The organism is Fontivita pretiosa (assembly GCF_050410795.1).
Taxonomy (GTDB): Bacteria; Planctomycetota; Phycisphaerae; order Tepidisphaerales; family Tepidisphaeraceae; genus Fontivita; species Fontivita pretiosa.
Window position 1 is genome coordinate 4,840,572 of the sequence record NZ_CP191258.1, and the last position, 21,871, is coordinate 4,862,442.

At 63.7% G+C, this 21,871-nt stretch carries 11 protein-coding genes and 1 tRNA gene; 8 read left to right on the forward strand and 4 right to left on the reverse strand.

The window, feature by feature from the left end; all coding sequences use genetic code 11:
- Positions 1–54 precede the first annotated feature (54 nt).
- Positions 55–1,470, forward strand: coding sequence for a dipeptidase (locus ACQS5P_RS19610; RefSeq protein ID WP_428938310.1), 1,416 nt, complete (start codon positions 55–57; stop codon positions 1,468–1,470).
- Here ACQS5P_RS19610 and ACQS5P_RS19615 read toward each other — a convergent pair.
- The gene (locus ACQS5P_RS19615; RefSeq protein WP_428938311.1) at positions 1,423–3,528 is read right to left on the reverse strand and encodes a dockerin type I repeat-containing protein; all 2,106 of its coding nucleotides are present in this window, start codon (positions 3,526–3,528) and stop codon (positions 1,423–1,425) included. The two genes, ACQS5P_RS19610 and ACQS5P_RS19615, sit on opposite strands and share 48 nt — an antisense overlap.
- A gap of 214 nt (positions 3,529–3,742) precedes the next feature.
- Between ACQS5P_RS19615 and ACQS5P_RS19620 the strand changes: the two genes are divergently transcribed.
- Genes ACQS5P_RS19620 through ACQS5P_RS19630 form a run of 3 tightly spaced genes read left to right on the forward strand, consistent with a single transcriptional unit; the run spans position 3,743 to position 6,536 of the window.
- Complete coding sequence (locus ACQS5P_RS19620; protein WP_428938312.1) at positions 3,743–3,949, forward strand: hypothetical protein; 207 nt, start codon at positions 3,743–3,745, stop codon at positions 3,947–3,949.
- Positions 3,946–4,650: a fibronectin type III domain-containing protein gene (locus ACQS5P_RS19625; protein WP_428938313.1), complete on the forward strand. Its 705-nt coding sequence runs from the start codon at positions 3,946–3,948 to the stop codon at positions 4,648–4,650. Before ACQS5P_RS19620 ends, ACQS5P_RS19625 begins: the two co-directional genes overlap by 4 nt.
- Positions 4,647–6,536 (forward strand): hypothetical protein, encoded by a 1,890-nt coding sequence (locus ACQS5P_RS19630; protein WP_428938314.1) that lies wholly within the window; start codon positions 4,647–4,649, stop codon positions 6,534–6,536. The genes ACQS5P_RS19625 and ACQS5P_RS19630 overlap by 4 nt, the downstream gene beginning before the upstream one ends.
- A 134-nt stretch (positions 6,537–6,670) precedes the next feature.
- On the opposite strand, the gene ACQS5P_RS19635 is transcribed toward ACQS5P_RS19630, so the two are convergent.
- Positions 6,671–9,592, reverse strand: coding sequence for an endo-1,4-beta-xylanase (locus ACQS5P_RS19635; protein WP_428938315.1), 2,922 nt, complete (start codon positions 9,590–9,592; stop codon positions 6,671–6,673).
- Positions 9,593–10,013: 421 nt separating this feature from the next.
- Between ACQS5P_RS19635 and ACQS5P_RS19640 the strand changes: the two genes are divergently transcribed.
- Both ACQS5P_RS19640 and ACQS5P_RS19645 read left to right on the forward strand, forming a co-directional pair.
- The gene (locus ACQS5P_RS19640) at positions 10,014–15,305 is read left to right on the forward strand and encodes an FtsX-like permease family protein (RefSeq protein WP_428938316.1); all 5,292 of its coding nucleotides are present in this window, start codon (positions 10,014–10,016) and stop codon (positions 15,303–15,305) included.
- A gap of 43 nt (positions 15,306–15,348) precedes the next feature.
- Positions 15,349–17,358, forward strand: a complete 2,010-nt coding sequence (locus tag ACQS5P_RS19645) for a peptide transporter (RefSeq protein ID WP_428938317.1) — start codon at positions 15,349–15,351, stop codon at positions 17,356–17,358.
- A 70-nt stretch (positions 17,359–17,428) separates the two neighbouring features.
- On the opposite strand, the gene ACQS5P_RS19650 is transcribed toward ACQS5P_RS19645, so the two are convergent.
- Entirely contained in the window at positions 17,429–18,235 is an 807-nt protein-coding gene (locus tag ACQS5P_RS19650) for a fumarylacetoacetate hydrolase family protein (protein WP_428938318.1), read from the reverse strand.
- Positions 18,236–18,313: 78 nt separating this feature from the next.
- On the opposite strand from ACQS5P_RS19650, the gene ACQS5P_RS19655 reads away from it, so the two are divergent.
- A complete protein-coding gene (locus tag ACQS5P_RS19655) occupies positions 18,314–18,766 on the forward strand; it encodes a YhcH/YjgK/YiaL family protein (protein ID WP_428938319.1) in 453 nt (150 codons plus the stop codon).
- A 75-nt stretch (positions 18,767–18,841) separates the two neighbouring features.
- A tRNA-Val gene (locus ACQS5P_RS19660) sits at positions 18,842–18,915 on the forward strand.
- A gap of 23 nt (positions 18,916–18,938) precedes the next feature.
- On the opposite strand, the gene ACQS5P_RS19665 is transcribed toward ACQS5P_RS19660, so the two are convergent.
- Positions 18,939–21,656, reverse strand: a complete 2,718-nt coding sequence (locus ACQS5P_RS19665; protein ID WP_428938320.1) for an FG-GAP-like repeat-containing protein — start codon at positions 21,654–21,656, stop codon at positions 18,939–18,941.
- Between the last annotated feature and the right edge of the window lie 215 nt (positions 21,657–21,871).

The following is a 21,871-nucleotide window of genomic DNA, read 5'->3' on the forward strand; positions in this document are numbered from 1 at the left end:
GCCCGTGTCCGTCGCTACTTGGAACCTGCCTCGCGGCATGGTCAAATGTCCGGCATGCTCGACGAAGTCCTCAAGACCATTGACGGGCGAAGGTCCCAGGCGGTTGCGGCGCTGAGCGAATTTCTCTCGATCCCGTCGGTCAGCACCAGGCCCGAGCACGCGCAGGACATGCTTGGCTGCGCGACGTGGCTGGCCGAGAGATTGCGAGCCGCGGCGATGGAGGTTTCGGTCATGCCCACAGCGGGGCATCCGGTGGTCGTGGCGAAGAACCGCCATCAGCCCGGCCGGCCGACCGTTCTGCTGTACGGTCACTACGACGTGCAGCCTCCCGATCCGCTGGATCAGTGGATTTCCCCGCCATTCGAGCCGCAGGTGCGCAAGACCGAAGCCGGAACCGACGCCATCTACGCACGCGGCGCCGCCGATGACAAGGGGCAGGTCTGGTGCCACGCCGAGGCGATCCTGGCCTGGCAGTCGCACGGCGGGCTGCCGATCAACCTCACGGTGCTGATCGAGGGCGAAGAGGAGATCGGCTCGGATCATCTCCAGTCGTTTATCAGCGAACATCGTCAATCCCTGCGCGCCGACATCGCCGTCGTCAGCGACACCAACCAGTTCGCCCGCGGCGTGCCGGCGATCACGTATGGCCTGCGCGGGCTGGCGTATGCCGAGATCATCCTCACCGGTCCGAGCCACGACCTGCACAGTGGGCTGTTTGGCGGGGCGGTGCCGAACCCGGCCAACGTGCTCTGCCAGATCATCGCTTCGCTTCACGATTCCAGCGGACGCGTCAACATCGAAGGCTTCTACGATGACGTGATCGAGCTGACTCGGCAGGAACGGCAGATGTGGCGACGCCTGCCGTTCGACGAGCAACAGTTTGCCCGCGGTGTCGGCATCCCCCACGGCAGCGGCGAACAGGGCTACAGCACGCTGGAGCGCAAATGGGCCCGGCCAACCTGCGACGTCAACGGCCTGACCGCAGGCTATCAGGGTCCCGGCGCCAAGACGATCATTCCCTCACGGGCATCGGCCAAGGTGTCGATGCGCCTGGTGCCGAATCAGGATCCCAACCGGATCATGGGGCTGTTCGAGCGAACGATCCGCAGGCGTTGCCCGGACAACGTGAAGCTCGAGCTGAGCTGGTTCGGCGCCAGCGAGCCGGTGCTGGTGCCGGTGGACAGCCGGCCGATGCAGCTCGCCGCCGAGGCGCTGCGCATCGGTTTTGGCTGCGAGCCGACCTTCATGCGGGAGGGCGGCAGCATTCCGGTGGTGGGCATGATCAAGCGCGTGCTGGGGATCGACACGCTGCTGGTGGGGTTCGGCCTGCCGGACGATCGCGTCCACTCGCCCAATGAGAAGTTCGATCTGGACGCATTGCACGCAGGCAGCCGCACTGCCGCGGCCCTGTACGACAGGCTCTCACGGTTGACCGATTCGGCGCCTCACGGGCCTGGCGCCGCGCCGTAGAGCGGATGAACCGGCCAGCAGGCCGGTGATGCATGCGCCCAGCGACGCCGGCTCGGGAATCACGCCCGACTGAATCGCGCGAAGGGCCGCAAGGTATTCGCCACCGAACTGCTGCGAGTGCTGCGCGATCAGTGCCTCGGCCAGCGGACCGGCCTGATTCACGTACGCATTGTCAATCAGGGCGTAGTCCGTCGCGTCGATGGTCCCGGAGTAGTCGAAGTCGCCATTGATCCAGCCGGTCAGGGAATTCACGTACCCGTTGTCGATCAGCGAGTAGTCGGTGGCGTCGATGCTGCCCGACAGATCGGCGTCGCCGAAGCAGGTGAACTTCACCAGCACTTCGTTGCTGCTCAGCGGCTGGCCCGCGAAGCTCGTGTGGATCGGATTGCCGGCCCCGTCGTTGTTCCGCAGCACGCCCAGGCCATAGAGGTAGCTCCCCGCGGCGGCGTTCTGCATCGCGCCAAAGGTGCTGCCGATCCCCGGCCCGGCCCAGTCGTAAGCGCCGCCGTTCTCCAGCGCGCTCTTGATCCGCGCCGCGATCGTCGCCTCATTTCCCGTGGTGACGATGGCGGCGTTGTCGTTCAGGTCCAGCCGGCCGCTGCCCGTAATGTCCAGCGCGCTCACCACGAGCGTCCGCCCGCTGCCGGCGCCGAGGCTCATCCGCCCGGCCAAGGAAAGGGTGGCGACCGAGAAACCTCCGCCGGACCAAGTGATGCTGCCTTCACCGCCGATCTCGACAAAGGGGCTGGCGAACGTCCCCCCGGTTTGCGCGAGGTAGCCCGATCCGAAGACGCCAATCAGTGCCGAGTTGCCGATTCGCATCTCTCCGCCGTCGAGGAGATAGCGGCTCGGATTCGTCGGAATCGAGATGGAGCCGACGATCATCCTGTCGCTCACGAGGTGAGTGCCGGCGCGATGGTCGAAGATACCGCGGGCGTTGTAGCCCACGATTTCAGTCCCGAAAACGCTGAGCGTGGCGGCGTCGGACAGAAGGTTGTAAAAGCCCCACCCGTTCACGCCGACGGTCATGAGCCCGGTGGTGGACTTCGTTCCCACCGTCACCGCTCCCCCGCTTTGGTTGAGGGTGCCCCTGCCAGCATAGCCAAGCTCGAGGGTCCCGCCCACGGTGAAGGTCCCGCCGCTGAGGTCGTAGGTTGCCAAGTGACCCCAGCCGAGCACAGACCGTGTGCTGACCGTGTGCGTGCCGGCGGACTGAATGAAAAATGCCGGGATGTGCCGCCCGATCCACTCTTCGTACGCCAGCAGCGTCGCTTCCGATCCGCTGAGGATGTAGGTGCCGCTGTTCTGTCCAATGCTGGCCCCGCTGGTCCCGATGGACAGGCGGCCAGAGATGACGTGCGCGCCGGCGACATGCAGGAAGGTCCCGTTGCCGGCATAGCCCACATGTTCCGCGACAACGGCGAGGGTCCCTCCGCTGAGGGTGTAACTGGACAGGGCGTTCGGCATGTAGCTCAAGTACATACCGACCACGTTGGCCATGCCGCCGTTCTGCTGGAACGTCCCATAGCCAGCGTTCCCGATGGTCAGATCGTCGGCAGTCAGCGTTCCGCCGTTAAGTACGTACAGACCGGACGCGGGCGTCTGATAGCTGTTGTAGTCGCCGAGCATGAGGAGTCCGACACTGTTCGCGCCGGCGTTCTGAACATGACTAGCGCGCGAGTTGGCCAGCCACGGCCCGCCGGCCGGTGCGATCCACCCGTAGCCGAGGACCTCCGAGGAGGAGGTGAGATCAAACTCACCATTCTGGTAGAGCGTGGTTAACCCCCCGCCGGTGTTCCCGATTGTCAACGTGCCCATCGATGCGTCGGCGTCCAGCATCACTGCGCGGTCGAAGGGATCATCGCTGGCGATCCACGCGGCGTCTCCTAGCTGAGGAATAGTTGCAGCGGTCCAGTTCGATGGCTCGCTCCAATTTCCGGTACCTCCCGACGGTAGCCCGATGAAGTAGCGGTCGGCTCCCTGCACATGCGCGCCTGTCAGTAAAAAGCCCAACACCCACGAGACCACAGTGCCCGAGTGAGCAAGTGCACGTGCCACCTGATGCCTCCCGTTTCCAGTTCAGCTTATCCTCTGTTAACCTCGCCGGCCAACCAAAAGCGCGGAAACGTGCGACATTTCCGGGCCATCCCAAGCTGCGGCAATTTGCCACCGGATAACCGGTGCTTCTGGTCTTGACATAGGTTAGGTGCGACGCATGTTAGCATCTGGAGCCGTTGATATATTTTTGGCGCGCTCAGGGTGGAGGCGCGACATGCGCGAGATCGAGAGCTACCACGATCATGAGCCGCAGGATGCGGCAACTCTCCTTGCTCACCTCGAAGCCGTACCTCCGCTCAACGCGCGGTTTCCGACCCGACAGGGCCGCAACTCAGAAGGAGGTTTCCCATGTCAGGACTTCAGCCCCGTAACGGCGCGCGCCGATTTTCACTTCGTGGCGCACGCGCTGCGAAGCAAGTGAACAGGTCGCTTCGTCGATGCACATTCTCATCCATTGAAACGCTGGAGAAACGATGCCTGCTGAGCGCGCCTGCTGCGCCGCAGTATCTTACCGCACTGACCATCGGCCCCGATCAGGTCAACGTCACGTGGCAGGACAAGTCTACCGACGAGGACGGGTTCAAGATCGAGTATTCGACCAACGAGAACTTCTCATCCTTCCAGACGATCGTCGCCGCTCCCAACACCGGAAGCAAATGGATCACGGGTCTGCAAGCCAGCACCACCTACCACTTCCGCGTTCGGGCAACGAGCTTGACCGGGGGCGACTCGGGGATTTCCAGCTCAGGTACAGCTCGCGCCGCGACGCCCACAGCAAATCCGACGGTGGTGAACGTGATGACGGCATATGGCGCGAACCCGAACGACAGCGCAGACGACTATGCCGCCATCCAACAGGCGATCAACCAGTCTCCCGCGAATAGCGTGATCTATTTTCCTGCGGGGAATACCGCCAACGACAAGTACCTGGTCAGCCAAAAGATTCTGGTCAAGGGCGGGGGGCGCATCCACAAGGGCGATACGATCTTATCAACGGGGACCGATGCGACGCCCACTGGCCAGCAGAGCATCATTCGATCGACCGCGAACGACGCCAACCCGCAGAACAACACAGTGTTCTACATCCACGAGAACACGGCCCCGCAGACATGTTCAACATGAAGTTCACGAACCTGACGTTGGAGAGGCACGGGATTTTCGCGGACATCAGCGGCAGCGGCAAGAATGAGCGCGTGGTGATCACAGACAGCTATTTCAACGTGAGCGGACCGGGGAACTACAACGGCATTGAGTTCACGTCGGGCTTTCTCAACACCAACATCATCAACAACGTGTTCAACGTGTCCGGTTCATGGGGTATCTACGGGTACAACTGGGAGGACTTGGTCATCGCCAACAATCAGTTCACCGGCAATGCCGGAATGCACGTTGACGGGCAAGCAAACCAGAACACAAAGCTGTTCGTCGAGCAGAACTACTTCAACATCGTGAGGAATCAGGCCGTCGAACTGCAGGGGAAGAGCAACGCGGCCCCGGCCAGTTCTCCCACGAACCCGATGCTCGCGGGCACGATCGTGCAGGACAATTACTATTACCAACCGCAGAATCAGCCCTATACGTACTTCACCTTGAACAGCTACGCCTACTCCGTGCCACTCGACGGACAGATTACGAACGGCGTCCGCGTGTACTGGAGCTTCGATACGATCACGAGGCGCAACTACATGACCGCGCCGATTTACGACACGGCTCATGATCGGGGCGTGCGGTACATTTTCGAACTTGGTGGGTTGAACCTTGACAACTACGACAACTACTCGTACGGCGGCCACAGTGTCCAGGCAACCGACGGCGGTGCCACAGGGGAAATCCGCCACAATCGGTACGAGCAATACCAACAGATAACCGGCCCATCGGGGGTGTCCATTCACGACAACGGAGCAACTCAGCCGCTGACGTGGGACACCAACCGCCCGATTCCCGGCCCGCACCGTCGGGTGTTCGGGCTGGCGATCACCAGCGGCGCGCTGACGGCCAAGGGAACGAAGCTCCAAGACACGATCTCGGTCACGACCAGCGGGAGCAACCGCGTGATCACCGTCAACAGCGAGCCGTTCATCTATCCGTCCGGTTCGCTCAGCTCCGTGACGATCAACGGGGCCGAGCAAACCGACACGATCACGGTCAACAACACCTCCACGATGCCCGTCATCATCGCGCCCAGCGCCGGCGATGACAGCGTGAACGTCAACACCGCCGGCAGCGGCAGCGCCCTGGTCCGCTTCGACGCCACGCAGCGGATCGGCGAGCTTACCATCGGCGCCGGCGGGGTGGCGCGGCTGCTGAGCGGGGCCGACAAGGTCCTGACCATCACCGGGATCACGATCAGCGGCAGCGGCAAGCTCGACCTGAACGACAACGACATGATCGTGAAGAACGTGGGAAGCAGTGGACTGGACGAAATTACCGGCCTGATCAAGACCGCCCTGGAGAACGGCGGCGCGTTCGACTGGCAGGGCGCGGGCATCGGCTCCACGGAGGCCCACACGCACAACGGCACGGCCGGCAGCTTCCTGTACGGCCTGGGCGTGCTGTGGAACGACCTGTCGCAGGTGGGCGGCTCAGGAGCGATCTACTCGAGCTTCTCCGGCCAGAGCGTCGTCGCCAGTGACGTGCTCGTGAAGTTCACCTACATGGGGGATGCGGACCTCTCGGGCCAGCTCGACGCGACGGATGCGAGCCTCCTGGACAATGGCATGGTGAATGAATTGAGCGACTGGATCAACGGCGACTTCGACTACAGCGGCGTGATCGACGCCACCGATATCGCGCTGTTCGACAACGCGTGGGTGAACCAGGGCGGGCCGCTGTTTGCGGGAGGGGGGCCGGACAACGTCTACTCCGCCGCGGCCGGGCAGTTGTTCGATGAGTGGGCCGAGAAGTACGAGCCGCTGTCGCCCGAGGAGCTGATCGAGCTGCACACGAAACTGTACGGCAGCGCGTACGCGGATGCGCTGGCGCTGGTGCAGTCGGGCAAGCTGCGATGAAGCGTCCACTGCGGCGCGAGGATCATTGCGACGGCACACGATTGAGGCACTCGTGTGCCGCCGCCACCGCGAGCGGACTCATTTGCAACTGGTTCTGATGCGATGTTCTGCCGCCCGGCGCCCGGGATCCGACATCAAGCGACTGCACTTTTGCATCTTCTTCGGGCACGCGACCGCTGGCTTGCGCCGGCGGCTACGAAAATCGTGACACCCGTCCAGATGCTCGACGGTTCGGGAATGACGCCGCTGCGGACAGCGTTCAGCGCCGCGAGATATTCTCCGCCAAACATCCGGGCATGCTCGGCGATCAGTGCCTCGGCAAGCGGACCAGCCTGATTCACGTACGCGTTGTCAATCAGGGCATAGTCCGTCGCGTCGATCGTGCCGGAGTAGTCGAAGTCCCCATTGATCCAGCCGGTGAGGCTGTTCACGTACCCGTTGTCGATGAGGCTGTAATCGGTGGCGTCGATCGAGCCACTGAGGTCGGCATCGCCGAAGTAGGTGAACTTGACCAGGATCTCATTACCGGTCAGACTCTGCCCGGCGAAGTCGGTGTAGATCGGCCCGCTGCCTCCCACTTGGGCCAAATCGTTCAGCACCACACCAAGGCCATACAGGAAGCTGCCGGCGGTGGTGTTCTGGACATTGGCCTGCGTGCTGCCGATGCCCGGGCCAAGCCAGTCGAAGTTCCCGCCATTTTCCAGAGCGGTTTTGATCTGCGCGGTGATGGTCGCGAGGCTGCCGCTGTTGACGATCAGGCTGTTGTTGTTCAGGTCCAGCCGGGTGCCCGCCGCGATCGAGAGTGTTGTCACGCTGGCCAGCGTTGACGGATCGTTCGCCTGTGATGCGGCGGGGATGACGACGCGACCCTCGTGAATATCGAGCCCGCCGGCACGAAGGCGACTGAATGCAACCTCGCCCTGGCCGGTCTTGGTGATCGTTCGGCCCGAGGCGTCCAGCTCGCCGCTGAGTCGCAGCGCACTCTGGGCGTCGCGGATCCAGAGGTTCAGGTCGTCGGCCAGCACGATGGGGACGGCGATGCGATGCTGCCCGGCCACCACGTTGATCGCCACGGAATCTCCCGGCCCCTGCATCGTAATCGTCCCGCCGCCTGTCAGCTCGTATGTGCCGGTGCTGTCGAAGTTGATCATGCCCAGCGTGCGCGGGGTGTTCAGGCCGACGATGCGCGCGCCAGTTGCGCCGCCGAAATGTGCCGTATGCCCGACATCTCCCGGAACGCCGTTGCTCCAGTTCGCAACCGACTCAAAATCGCCTGAGGCAGAAGCGTTCCAGAAGTGCCAGTCCGGCGGAGCAGCGAGCGTCAAGTTGTACCGGTCCGTGCCCTTGACGAAGTTGAGGTTGGCAAAGCCGCTGTAGCCGCCGACGTTGTAGTCGCCGAAAAATCCCGTGAAGCTGATTGTTCCGTCGGGGTTGACGATCGCATTGAGGTTGGTATCCCACTCGGCCATGAGCTGCTGCCATCGCGCGCCGACGGGCGTGAGGTTCCAGTTCATGTCGTAGAACGCGCCGTAGGTGGCCTGATCCCACATCGCGCCGCGCCAGAAGCCCCACATGGTAAAGCCGGTGGCGTTGGGCGTGCCGAACATCATCCGCACGCAGTCCTCGAGGATGCTGGCGTGAAGGTTGGAATCGGTGGACTGGGTATTGGTGCCCGTGCCGGTGCTTTTGATGCCAAACTCCGTCAGGGCGATGGGCAGGCCGGTTACCGAAAGTCCCTGGAGCACGGACATCATGCGGGCCGCGCCGTGCGGCGACCACATGTTCGCGTTGGCGCTGGTATCGACATAGTACTGGGCGCCGATGCCCTGCACGGTTCCGCCGGCGTTGCGGATCGCTTCGATGTGCTGGCGATACCAGTTGCCGTAGGCATCTCCCCATTGGAAGACGTTGTACTCGTTGACGAAGACCTTTGCGTTGGAGCCTGACGCCGCGATCGCCGCCGCCGCTTCGTTGTAGATCCCCGCGACGCCGGAGGCGCCGTAGGCGTTCCAGTATTGCGTGGTGTGGACCGATTCGTTGTAGATGTCCACCTCGCTGTAGCGGCGAGCGCGGTCGCTGGCGCTGCCGGTGCCGATGTAGTAGTCGATCCGCTCGCTGATCTCGTCGCGCAGAGCACTGAGCGAACCGGCGCTGCCATTGCTCAGGTGTTGACTGACCCACGTTGGCTGCTGATTGCCCCAGATCAGGTTGTGCATCCTCGCCCGCAGATGGTTCTGCTCGGCATAATTCAGGACCAGATCGACGTTGCCCATCTGCACGACGTCCCGCGTGGCCTCGTTGTTGGCCCACTTGCCGGCGTTTTCCGGCACGACCATGTTGAAGTTCTGGATCAGCCGCGGATGGAAGTTGGAGTAGTACTGCCCCGTGCTGCTGAGAAAGCTGGCCACGCCGCTCTGGCTGCTGCCGGGCACGGCTGTGCCGAAGTTGAACGCGTGCCGGCGAAGATCGACGTTGACCAGCGTGCCCGGCAACAGCGGAATCCCGCCCGGGCCGGTCAAGGTTATTGTCGCAGTGCCCCTGCGATAGTTGTTGATGTACGTATTGGCGGCGGCGATCGCGTTGGCGTTGCTGTTGACGTTGGCCAGGGATGCGCCGCTGACCTGAAGGCTCTGAATGGTCAGCGAACCGGCAGCGGCTGGAGCGAAGTTATCGTACGCCGCGCGCACGAAGTGCGTCCCGGCCGGAAGATACACGTTATGAGTGTACGGGCCTGAGGAAGGCGAGACGTTCCAGCTCATGCTGGAGTCGTCCACGGCCAGGCTCAGTCTCGGTGTGGCGCCGCCCGCGGTGACGTTGCCGGCTGCCTGGATCTGGAACGTCACGGTGGCCGCGCTGGAAAGCGTGATGTAGGTGCCGACATAACCGTTGTCATCCAACGTCCAGCCGCTGCCCGAGGCAAACCCGCCGGAGCGAAGCGCCAGGGCGCCGCCGCCGAGCGTACCGGACTGCGCCTGCGCGGTGCCGGCGGCGACGAGCAGGCACAACAATGAGATCACACCCGGCAGACGATGGCACCAGACAACCACAGGCGGCATGCAACCCTCCGGGGCGGCGAAGACACAGGTGTCGAGGTAAACGATTACGCACTGGCCAATGTACGTCGCCAACGCCCGCGCTTCAAGCAAAATCCACCGCCGGGACAACGACAGGCATCTCGCCGGTGCCCAGGAACATGCAGCGATGAACAGCCCGCATGTCGGACTTCGAACTCGAGCGCACCCTGCATGGCCGGGACGGCCATGCTACGAATGGCTCGTCTGGGCTTTCATCGCATGCACCTGGGAGTCTGAGCGAAAACGCGGGCGGTCCGAGATACGTATAAACGACAGGCGGGTCGCTCGTGATACAGGCTGGCGTGCCGGTGCGAGCACGTCGCGCGGGTTTGATTCGATAGGGCAATTACCTACACTGTGCGACGTGCAGTCTGAGAGCGTTTCAGTTGCCGCGCGCTGTGTCATGCGCTGCGTCTCATGTTGTCTTGCTCTGGTCCTGTCGCTGACGCTGATCGGCAGCGCCCAAGCGCAGATCGACGATGCGCAGTTCCGACGCGACCTGGAGGCGATTGCTTCACACACGTCGCGAATTGTCGGCAGCGACGGATACTATCGCGCCGCCGATTACGTCGAATCGCAAATCCGCTCATTGCCCCAGGTGCAGCTTCAGCGGCACGAGTTCCCCATCATGGTTCCGGTCACGGAGCAGGCGACTCTGACGCTGCCCGACGGAACGGCCGAACGTGTCTACCCCTTCTGGCCGGCGAGCGTACGGGTCAATGCCACGCCTGCGGCGGGGATTCGCGGCAGGCTCGTGTACTGCGGGACGGCCACGCCCGAAGAGATCCCGCCCGCCGACGTGCTCGGGCAAATCGCGGTGGTCGAATCCAGCGCCGCGGATCGGTGGACGCAGGCGGCGTATTTCGGGGCCAGGGCGATTCTGATTCTGGGTCGCGAGCAGACCAATCACCATGAGCTTCGCTCGCATGATCTGCTGCTGCCGGTGAACCTGCCGCGGTTCTACGTGCCGCAGGGGCCACTGGCCGAGCGGTTGCGCAAGAGCCTGATCGACGGCGAGGCGACGCTGCGGGCGAAGGTCACGTGGCAGCGGAAGACCGCGATCAACTTCTACGCCTACGTGCCACCGCGCGTGAAGCTGATTGAGGGCTGGGAGCCGAAAGTCCCGCCAGCGGCGCTGATGATCGCCGTGCCCTACGATTCCAGCTCGCTGGTGCCGGATCTTTCGCCCGGGGCCAGTCAGGCGGTGCAGGCGGCGGCGGGGCTGGCGCTGCTGCGCGACCTGGCCAGCCATCCGCTGGATCGTCCGGTGGTGATCTACTTCTCTGGCGGGGATTCAATCCAGTTCATCGCGACGCGGAACATGTTGCTGGCGCTGGGCGAGGCGCCGGCGCGGTGGCGGCAGGAGCTGAAGTCGCTGGCCGAGGCTCGCGCCGTCGCCGAGCGGGACTTGCATCGCGCGCGCCAGGTGGCGTCCGAGCCCTGGCAGCTTGATATCGTGCGGGATCGCAAGCTCATCGACCGCATCGTCAAGATCATCGAAACCGACAGCGCCCTGGAGCAGGATGTACTGTTTCGGCTGCGGATGAAGTCGCCGGAGCAGCGCGACCCGGACGCCGACGCTCAGGAGAAACGCCTCACTGATCGCCAGGTCCTGCTCAGCCGCATCAAATACGCCTTCAGCCAGAGGCCCGCGGATCTGGCCCAACCGGAGATGATCGATCATGCCCGGCAGTATGTGGCACGGACGATCCAGCGTCTGGGCGGCGGGGCCGACGATCGCGGCGGTCACGTGTCCGGGCTGGTCGAGCAGTACGACGACCGGGCGGCGCAGCTTCGCCGCCGTATCGAGCTGTACGAGTGGCTGACCAGTTGCGTGGGGCGAAATCCCAATCCCTCGGAGCGGGAAAACAATCAGCGACCGATCGAGCTGCTGGTGGGGCTGGATTTGTCGGACAACGGAGTGCGCGCCGGGCCGGTGTTCTTCGGGCAATACCAGCGGACGAGCAACATCACCGACATTCAGGATTACCGCGACTGGTTCTCGAAGGTGGATCGCGGCTTTGCCAGGAAGGAGCCGGCCAGCGAGTGGTTCGGACAGGTGAGGCAGGTGATCGACTTTGAGCCGCTGAATCAGTCGCGATCGCCCCAGAGCTTCATTGCCTCGCCGCTGCCGATCGTTTCGGAGATGGCGCCGGTGTGGGGCGTGCCGGGGATGACGTTCATCACGCTGGACGATCTTCGGCTGCTTCGTGACACGCCCAACGACACGCTGGATCGATTGAATGTGCAGGCGATTGTTCCGCAGCTTCACGGCGTGCGTGAAGTGCTGTGCAGGGCCTGGAACGACCCGAAATTCCGCGGCCCGCTGGAGCTGAAACGCAACCGCAATACGGTGCGCGGGCAGGTGGTCAGTCCCTCATCGGGCCGGCCGGTGCCGGATCTGCCCCGTGATGGCTTCCTGGCGACGTATTACTACGTCACCGGCGTGTCGCGGAAGATCCCGCAGTTCCGCGGGATCCCCTGGACGCTGGGCATTCGCCGCAACGAAGTCCGTGACTGCGACGCCGAAGGCAACTACATCTTCGAGGGGCTGACCCGCATCGACGCCAACTACGCGCGCGACTACCTGTACCTGGCGGTCGAGGTCTTCCGTATCGATCCGGACAGCGGCGCGATCACCGCATCGACCGACCTGGGCAAGCAGGCCGGCGACATCAAGCTCTATGCCGACCTCCGCCAGGACCTCAACCCGATGCGCAGCCTGGTGTTCAACTGCGAGGAGTTCACGCTGGCCGGCGTGTATGACCCGCGGTTCCTGCAGGCGCTGGGGGACGTGATCATCCTCGACGCCCGCCGAAATGCTGAACCGCAGCGTTACAACGTGACGATCCACAACCAGCTCCTGGCCGGCTTCATCGAGCCGGGATCGCGCGTGTATCTGCCGATCCGCTACGGCCGGGTGGGCAACCGGCTGCTGTTGCTCAACATGCCCCCTCCCGCCGATACCCCCGCAGAGCCGCGCGGTTCCCCCTCTCCCGGTACTCCGGCAGAGCCGCGCAGTGCCCCCTCTCCCGGTACCCCAGCAGAGGCGCGCAGTGCCCACTCTCCCGGTGCTCCGGCAGAGGCGCGCAGTTCCCCCTCTCCCGGTACTCCGGGAGAGGGCAGGGGTGAGGGTTCTGTCTCGAACACCCACAATCCCCCGACCGCGCAACGCAGCCCTGGCCAGAACCCACAACCAGATTACCGGCACAGGAGCAGTCGTGGCGCCGCAGTCCGCGGCGAAGGACTCGGATTCACCGCGGAGCAACTGAACAACCTCGGTCCGCTGTCGCTGGTGACCAGCCGGGATTTCTGGCGACTGGACGAGCTGCGACTCAGCCAGTATCGCAAGGCCGGAGTCTCCAGCAGCCTGCTGGATGATCTTCACGCGCGTTCGGCCGAGCAGATCCGGCTGGCCGAAGCCGCGCACGCCGCCAACCAGGGCGCTGAGCTCATCCGTCACGCCAACGGCGCCTGGGCCAACGAGGCACGGGTCTATTCCGCGGCGCAGGAGATGGCCCGCGACGTGATCCGGGCGGCGATCTTTCTGCTGCTGCTGTGTGTGCCGTTTGCGTTCTGCATGGAGCGTCTGCTCATCGGCACGCCCAACGTCTACAAACAAATCGCCGGCATCTGTGTCATCTTCGCGATCATGACCGCGGTGCTGTGGAGCTTCCACCCCGCGTTCAAGATCTCCGCCAGCCCGCTGATCATCATCCTGGCCTTCGCCATCATCTTCATGTCGATCGTGGTGATCTCGGTGGTCTATGGGAAGTTCGATACGGAGCTGAAGCGGATTCGATCCGGGCGCGGGTCGGCGACGATCGCGAGCTTCGCGCGGGCCAGCGTGCTGCTCAGCGCCGTGCTGCTGGGGATCGCCAACATGCGTCGCCGTCGCTTCCGCACCGCCCTGACCAGCATCACCATTGTGCTGATCACGTTTGCGGTGCTGTGCTTCACCAGCGCGGCCAGATACCTGGATACGACCACGCTCCCGGCGGGCGTGCAGACCAGTCACTTCGGCGTGATGCTGCGTCAACGCGGCTTCAGGCAGATGCCGCCCGCAGTGGTGCAGAGCCTGCGCCCGGTGATCGCCAACACCGTGGGCGATCGACGCATCGTCGAGCGGTGGTGGAACGTCAACGCCGGCGACCCCAGGGAGATGATCAACATCGTGGCCGGCGGGCATCACGACGGCAACCCGCCCCGCGTGGCGGCGGTGGCGGCGGTGTTGGGGCTGTCGCCGGGCGAAAGCGAACTGTCCAAAATCGATGAAGTGATCGGCGAGAGCTTCCAGCGGCTGGAGAACGGCGAAACTCAGATCGTGTACCTCAGCCGCACCACCGCCGAGCAAATCGGCGTGAAGGTCGGCGACCGCGTGGACGTCGGCGGGATCGAGCTGAGCGTGGCGGGGATCTACGACTCGGAGGAGTTTGACCACAACGTGTTCATGCTCAGTGGCGAGCCGCTGGCGCCTCTGAAGTATTCCAGCGGCGCGCTGGACGCGGGCGGACGAAGGCTTGACGACACCGCCGTCGAATCCCTGGACCTGGACGCCGAATCCACCGCCGCCGAACTGGGCGGCACCTACGAGCACCTGCCCAGCTCGCAGTTCGTGATCGTGCCGTCCAGCATATCCAGGATGATCCACAACGCCTCGCTCCGCAGCGTCGGCATCAGGCTCGACAGCGAGCAGCAGGTCAAGGCACTGGCCGACGAGCTGGCCAAGCGGTACGCGCTGGCGCTGTTCGCGGGGTTTTCCGACGGCGTGCAGATGGTGGCGGCGAGCAACCTGGCATCGGTGAGCGGGGCAGGGCAGGTGGCGATCCCGCTGGCGATCGCCGGGCTGATCATCTTCAACACGATGATGGGCTCGATCGCCGAGCGACGCCGCGAAATACACGTCTATACCTCGCTGGGTCTGGCGCCGATGCATGTCGGAGCGCTGTTCGTCGCCGAGGCCATGACCTACGGGCTGCTGGGCACCGTCTTCGGCTACATCATCGGGCAGGGTGCCGGAACCGTGCTGCTGAAAATGGGCTGGCTGGGCAACGTCACGCTCAATTATTCCGGCACCAGCGCGATGCTGACGATGGGGCTGATTCTGATCATCGTGCTGCTCAGCGCGCTGGTTCCGGCGCGGCTGGCCAGCAAGATCGCCGCCCCCAGCATCGAGCGCACCTGGCGTGTGCCGATGCCCAAGGGGGATGAGATCATAGCGCAGTTGCCCTTCACGATTAACAGAACCGCCGCCGAGGGCGCGCTGGCCTATCTGGCCGAGTTCTTCGACGCCCATCAGGAAGGCAGCATCGGCAAGTTCTCCGCGGGCAAGGTGGAGACGTTCACGTTCGAGGACGAGCAGCATCGGCTGTCACGCGGGCTGAAGACGGTTGTGTGGCTCACGCCGTTTGATCTGGGCGTGCGGCAGCACGTGATGCTGCTGATCCACCCCGGGCAGTTCCCGGACATTTATGAAGTGCAGGTGATCCTCCAGCGGCTCAGCGGCGATGACGGAAGCTGGTATCGCATGAACCGCACGTTCCTCACGGAGCTGAGAAAGCAGTTCCTCCAGTGGCGATCGCTGACGCCGCAGAGAATGCTGGAGTACGTGGAGGAGAGCCGAAAGCTGTTTGCGCAGGCGCCGCCGCAGGAATTGGTTCCGGCGGTGGCAGGCGGGGCAGTGGGAACGGGCTGAGCAGATGAAACCACATCTGCGTTCATCCGTGCTTCCGTAGAACATGAAAGAAGACGCCGAACTCAGACAATTTCGCGAACTCATGCCCCCGCCGGACAAGTGGGAGGATGGCTTTGGCATCAAGGCCATGATCGGCGGGCTGTTCGTCGGGATGATCATGACCCCGGCGAGCATGTACATGGATCTGGTCGTCGGCGGGGGGTCGATGGGCTCGGCGGCGCAGTGGGTGACGGTCATCCTTTTTATCGAGGTCGCCCGCCGCGCCTTCACCGTCCTTTCCCGACCGGAAATCTACGTTTTGTACTACATGGCCGGCGCCAGCCTGGTCAGCGGCTCGGGGCTGCTGTGGAACCAGTTCCTGGTTCAAAGCGAATCGTTCCGGCAATTCGGTCTGGCCGACAAGATTCCGACCTGGGTGGCGCCCTCGTCGCCCGATGTGCTGGGCACGCGCTCATTCTTTCATCCGGCCTGGTATGTGCCGATCGCGCTGATGGCGCTGGCCCAGCTCCTCCAGCGCGCCGACCACTTCGGCCTGGGCTACGTGATGTACCGCCTGACCAGCGACGTCGAACGCCTGCCTTTCCCCATGGCGCCGGTCAATGCGCAGGGGATTACCGCGCTGGCGGACGCATCCGGCGGGCAGGAGACCTGGCGCTGGCGGGTCTTCAGCTTCGGCGCCATGCTCGGGATGGTCTTCGCGGTCGTGTACCTTGCGCTTCCAGCCATCACCGGCGCCTACCTGCCCGAGCCGATCAGCATCTTCCCGCTACCCTTCAAGGATCTGACCGAAAACACCGAAGACTTCCTGCCCGCCGTGCCCATGATCCTCAGCTTCAACCTCGGCTTCGTGCTGGCGGGCATGGTGCTGCCGTTCTGGGCGATGGTCGGCAGCTTCGTCGGACTGGTCCTGTGCACCATCGCCAATCCCATCCTCTACCACTACGGTATCCTCAAGAACTGGTCCACCGGCATCGGCGCCATCCGAACCATCCAGAGCAACACGCTCGATTTCTACTTCAGCTTCGGGCTGGGACTCACCGCCGCCATCGCGATCATCGGCTTCTACCACGTGATCAGCGGGCTGGTGCGCGCCAGGCGCGGCGCGACCGAGCAGGGGGTTGCGGGGATCGAGTGGCGGCGGCTGTTCCGCCCGCCGGAAGGTCGCGGCGACATCTCCATCTGGGTCGCCATCGCTATCTATCTCACCGTCACGACGATCACGATCCTCACCGCCTACCTGCTGCTCGAGCATGCCCACCGCACCAACCCCGCGGCAGCCAGCCCCGTCACCAAAACCCTGCTGCTGGTCTTCGTCTTCTACGGCTTTGTCTACACGCCGATCATCAGCTATGTCTCGGCCCGCATGGAAGGCATCGTCGGCATGAGCGTGCAGATTCCGTTCGTGCGCGAGGCGACGTTCATCCTCACCGGCTACCAGGGCGCGGCCATCTGGTTCGCGCCGTTCCCGCTGCACAACTACGGCGCCCAGACGCTCTATTTCCGCACCACCGAGCTGACCGGCACGAAGATCTGGTCGATGGTCAAGGCCGAGGCGTTTGTCTTCCCGATCGTGCTTGTCGCGACGGTGGTGTTCAGCCAGTTCATCTGGCGGATCGCGCCGGTGCCCAGCAGCGCCTTTCCCTACGCCGAAAAGTTCTGGGAGCTTAACGCCTACCGCCAGGGGCTGATGTACACCAGCACGATGCCCGGCGGCGAGCACGGGCCGTTCGCGCAGGCATTCTCGTTCGTGTACCTGGGCATCGGGCTGGCGCTGGCGCTGATCACCTACGCGACGATGAGCTTCTTCGGCCTGCCGGTGCTCATGGTCTATGGCGTGATCCGCGGGATGGACCAGGCCACGCCGGATGTGATCCTCCCGCAGTTCATCGGCGCGCTGCTTGGCCGCTACTATTTCGCCAAAAAGTTCGGCACGAACTGGCCGCAGTATCGGGTCGTCTTCTTCGCCGGCTACGGCTGCGGCGTGGGGCTGGTGATGATGCTCAGCCTTGGCCTTGTCTTCATGAGCAAGGCGGTGTTTCAGTCGCAGTACTGACGCCAACGGTGGACGAACGAAGAAGACGCAAGCAGGAACCCCCTCCGGTAATGTTCGGGCGCTGGCGGCTTCAGTCCGGTTCGGCCTGGACGGGGTTCTCGAGCCTGCCGATACCTTCGATCTCGACCACGACGCGGTCGCCGGGCTTGAGCCACACCGGCGGGGTGCGCGCAAAGCCCACGCCGTGCGGCGTGCCGGTGAGGATCACCGCGCCTGGCCGAAGCGTCAGCGTGCTCGACAACGACTCGATCAGCGTCGGCACATCAAAGATCATGTCAGCGGTTGTGTGGTCCTGCATCGTCTGTCCGTTGAGGATGCAGCGAATCCGCAGGCTGTTGGGATTGGGTATCTCGTCTCTGGTGACGATCCACGGACCCAATGGACAGAACGTGTCAAAGCTCTTGCCCCGCGCGAACTGCCCGCCGCCAAGCTCCTTCTGCCGCTGCCAGTCGCGCGCCGAAACGTCGTTGGCACAGGTGTATCCGAAAACATAATCCAAAGCCCGCTCCCGCGAGACGTTCTTGGCCGCCTTGCCGATGACCACGCACAATTCCGCCTCGTAGTCGATCTGCGAGCTTCGGCGGGGGATGAGGATCGGATCGCCGGGGTTGTTCAAGGTTCCCGATGCCTTGATGAACAGCATCGGGATTCTGGGGATTTCGGACTTGCTCTCGGCGGCGTGGTTGCGGTAATTCAGCCCGATGCACAGGATGTCCGTCGGCACCAGTGGCGCCAGGAGCTTCTCGATCTTCAGCACATCGGAAGTGACGCGATACTCGCCGGAAAACAGCTCGCCCTCGATCCGCCGGGCTGAAAACTCGTCAATCATCTGCCCGTAATGGATCCTGCTGCCGGAGATGAATCGGATGATTCGCATGAGCCGGCAGGATACGCGCGGGACGCACCGTGGGCAATCGGGTATGCTGCTTGGCATCACGAGCATGGAGCCTGACTCATGATCCTGGACGCGCTGGACAATGCACAGCATTATTTTGGTCTTTCGCCGGGGATCGCTGCGGCGCTGAGGTTTTTGCTGCGGCCGCAGACGGCGCAGCTTGCGCTGGGGCGGCATGAGCTGGACGACGGGCTTTACGCGATCGTGCAGCAGTACAACACCAAACCGCGCCAGCAGTGCTTCTGGGAAGCCCACCGCCAGCGCATTGATGTGCAGTTCGTGCAGTCGGGCGTCGAGCTGATCGGCTGGTCGCCGATCCGGCAGGCGAGCATCACTCAACCCTACGATCCGCAGAAGGACTATGCGGTCTTCGAGGCGGCGGGGCAGTTGATCGAGCTTCCGGCCGGCAGCTTCGCGATCTTCATGCCGCACGACGTGCACATGCCCTGCGTGGCCCGCAATGACCAGCCTTCGCCCGTGCGAAAGGTCGTCGTCAAGGTCCCTGTGGAATGATGCCGACAGATTGGATACGCTATAGTGCAGTGCCTGCGGCGACGCTTGCGCCGTGGCGGGCGATCCAACCACCCCGGGCCGTTAGCTCAGTTGGCCAGAGCGCTTCCCTTACAAGGAAGAGGTCACAGGTTCGAGCCCTGTACGGCCCATCATCGACTTCATCGGGGATTGCTCAGGACGACTCGGGCAACAGGTTATCCGTAGTGGGGGCATCATCGGAGAAGATGCCGATGGAACTGAACAGGCGCGATGGTTGCAGATCCGGCCGGGTCGGCAACTCGGGCGGGGCGGCGGTGAAGTCGGTGGCCATGGTTTGAAGCGCGGCGGGAGAGGGCACCGGACTGTTCATGTCGGCCTGAATCTCCGAAACCGACAACGCGCGATTGTAGATCCGCACATCATCGATGCGTCCGGCAAAGAATTCTCCCCAGAGGCTGTTGCCGCCGATGCGCAGCGCCCCATCGGAGGTCGTGATCGTCCCGGCCACCGCCAGGCTCGCCGACAATGCGCCGTTGACGAACAGTCGCAGGGTAGCGCCGTCGTACGTGGCGGCCAGGTGCGACCAGGTGTTGAGCGGCAGGGCGGCGCCTTCGGCCATCCGGTTGGCGCCATTGACATGGACATTGGCCTCGGGACCGCCGTTGTCGCTGCGCGCGTACAGGTTGTACATTTCGGTGCCGACGCCTTCCTTGATGATGACATCCTGTTTGCCGGTGGAGCTGGTGGGCAAGACCCAGGCTTGCAGGGTCATCGCGGTGGTCAGGTCCAGGGACGATGAATCGGCGATGGTGACCCAGTCGTTGACACCATCGAACACAAGGGCCGCGCCGTTTTTCCCCGCCGTGGTCCGCGTGGCGCCGCTGATGGTGCCCACATTGCCCATACCCGAGGAATCTTGCACGCTGTTTCCGCTGGACTCCTCAAAGGCGTAGGCGGCGACCAGCCCGCTGGCCGTGGTGTTCAGCGTCCTCTGCCAGTTTTGAACCAGGATCTCGTGATCAGCAGTGTTGACGATGCCATCGTAGTTGAAGTCGCCCTGGGTGAACACGCGTGGGGACTGCCCGCGGTTCATTGTGTAGACGTACAGATCGCGGATGTTGACCTTTCGATCGCGCGTCGCGTCGCCATTGAGGAAAAAGAAGCTCTGAACCGCATCGGCGCTGAGCCGGGCGCCAGAGCTGTCGGTCACGCCGGAGGCAACGAGTGTGGCCTGATAGTCGCCGTTGGGCACAATGCCATTGGCATATCCGGGGAAGGTGAACGTCGCGATGTTGGTCGAGCGGTCGTAGGCGACGGCGATGGCCGAGGAGCTGACGGTCGCGCCTGTGGTGAGATTACGCAGCACCAGATCGCTGCTGGAAAGGCTGGCCGAGACATCCGTTGAAAAGGCGAAACGGAGGCTCATCGGCCTGGCATCGACGTTGTAGGCGGACCAGAGCACGCTTGGGGCAGCGGCGGCAGTCACCGAGCCGCTGATGCGGAAGTTGAAGGGGTTTTCGTTTGCATCGTTGGTGGCGAAGCTGAGATCGCCGGCGAACGTGCCGCTGGTGCCACTGGCCAGCCGCACCGTGAAGGTGTCGGACGCGCCCGGCGCCAAGGTGGTGGCAAGAGCTTCGATCAACGTGTAACCACCGGGCAGGCTGAGGCTTCCCAGCGTCAGCGATGCACCGCCGTCGTTGCGGACGGTGAACGTGCGATCGACGTTGGCGCCGCCCTGGAGGATGCTGCCGAAGTCGGTCCCGTCAGCGGCGGAGGGCGTCGTGTCGCCGTCGGCGATTTCGATCCCGTTGCCCAGCACGGTGATCTCCGGCTGCGGATTGGTCGCGGCGATGCTCACCAGCGAAAGGATCGGCGCGGCTTCGTTGGTGATCAGGGCATCCGGCTGACCGTTGGCATTGAAGTCGGCAACTGCGATCGCGCGCGGAACGGGATTGGTGTTGATCGCATCGATCAGGCTCTGGTTCTGCGGCGGATTGAACGTGCCGTCGTTTCGACCGGTGAACACGGCGACAGAGGCCGATCCGCTGTTGGCGGTCATCACGTCGGCTCGGCCGTCAGCGTCGAAATCGGCGACGGCGATATAGGCTGGGGCGCTTCCGGCGCCGGTCGAGACGTCGTTGGGCGAGCTCCATGAGCTGCCGCTGTTCAGCACGACCGTGAAGCTGTCGGCCAGCCAGTTCGAGGTGACCAGGTCTGGCCGGCCGTCGGCGTTGAGGTCGGCCGCCGCGACCGAAGCCGGTCCGGCGCCTGTGGACCGAAGCAACGGCGTTTGGAACGTGCCATTTCCGTTACCATAGAGGACAGCAAGCTGATCCTTGTGATAGTCCACTGCCGCCAGGTCCAGCTTTCCGTCGGCGTTGAAGTCCGCGGCGGTCAGGTCGGTGGGAATGATCGACAACGCCGTATTCACGGGCGAAGCGAATCCGCCGCCGCCATTGCCCTTCAGGAAGGTAAGCGTCGGCTGGTATGACTTGGCGGTGACCAGGTCGATGCGGCCATCATTGTCGAAGTCTGCGGGGACGACGGCGCGGCTGCCGCTGCCAGCCGGGTAATACACTGGCGACTGAAAGCTCCCGTTGCCGTTGCCCAACATCACGCCAACGGTGCCGGCCTCGAATTGGGTCGTGATCAGGTCCAGCTTTGAATCACCATTGAGATCCGCCGCGGCGACGTGGTCTGGACTGACCGAAAGTTGAACGGTGGTCTGTGAGGCAAAGCCGCCGCTGCCGTTGCCGAGCAGCACGTGCAGCTTCTGCGCGGCGTAGCTGGTGGTGACGGCATCGGCGCGACCGTCGGCATTGAAGTCGGCGGTGGCGACGAATTCGGTGGGGTCTGAGATCGGGACACTGGTTGCGACCAGCAGGGTGCGCGACTCGAGGTGTTCAAGCATGTTGCCGCATCCTTGAATGTTGTAAGCCGATGTTGTGAATCTCCGAGCGCTGATAAAGTCCGCTGATAGCGCCCGCTTTGGTAGCCCAGGCTGTTTGACTGTTACGGTTTGCGCAGGGTGCGTGTTTCCCCGAGATTGCCACCTCGAGCGTTTTTTTTGCGTTAAGGCAGGTTCCTGCAAGGCAGACCGCCAGTGAGTGTGCTGGCTCACGGACG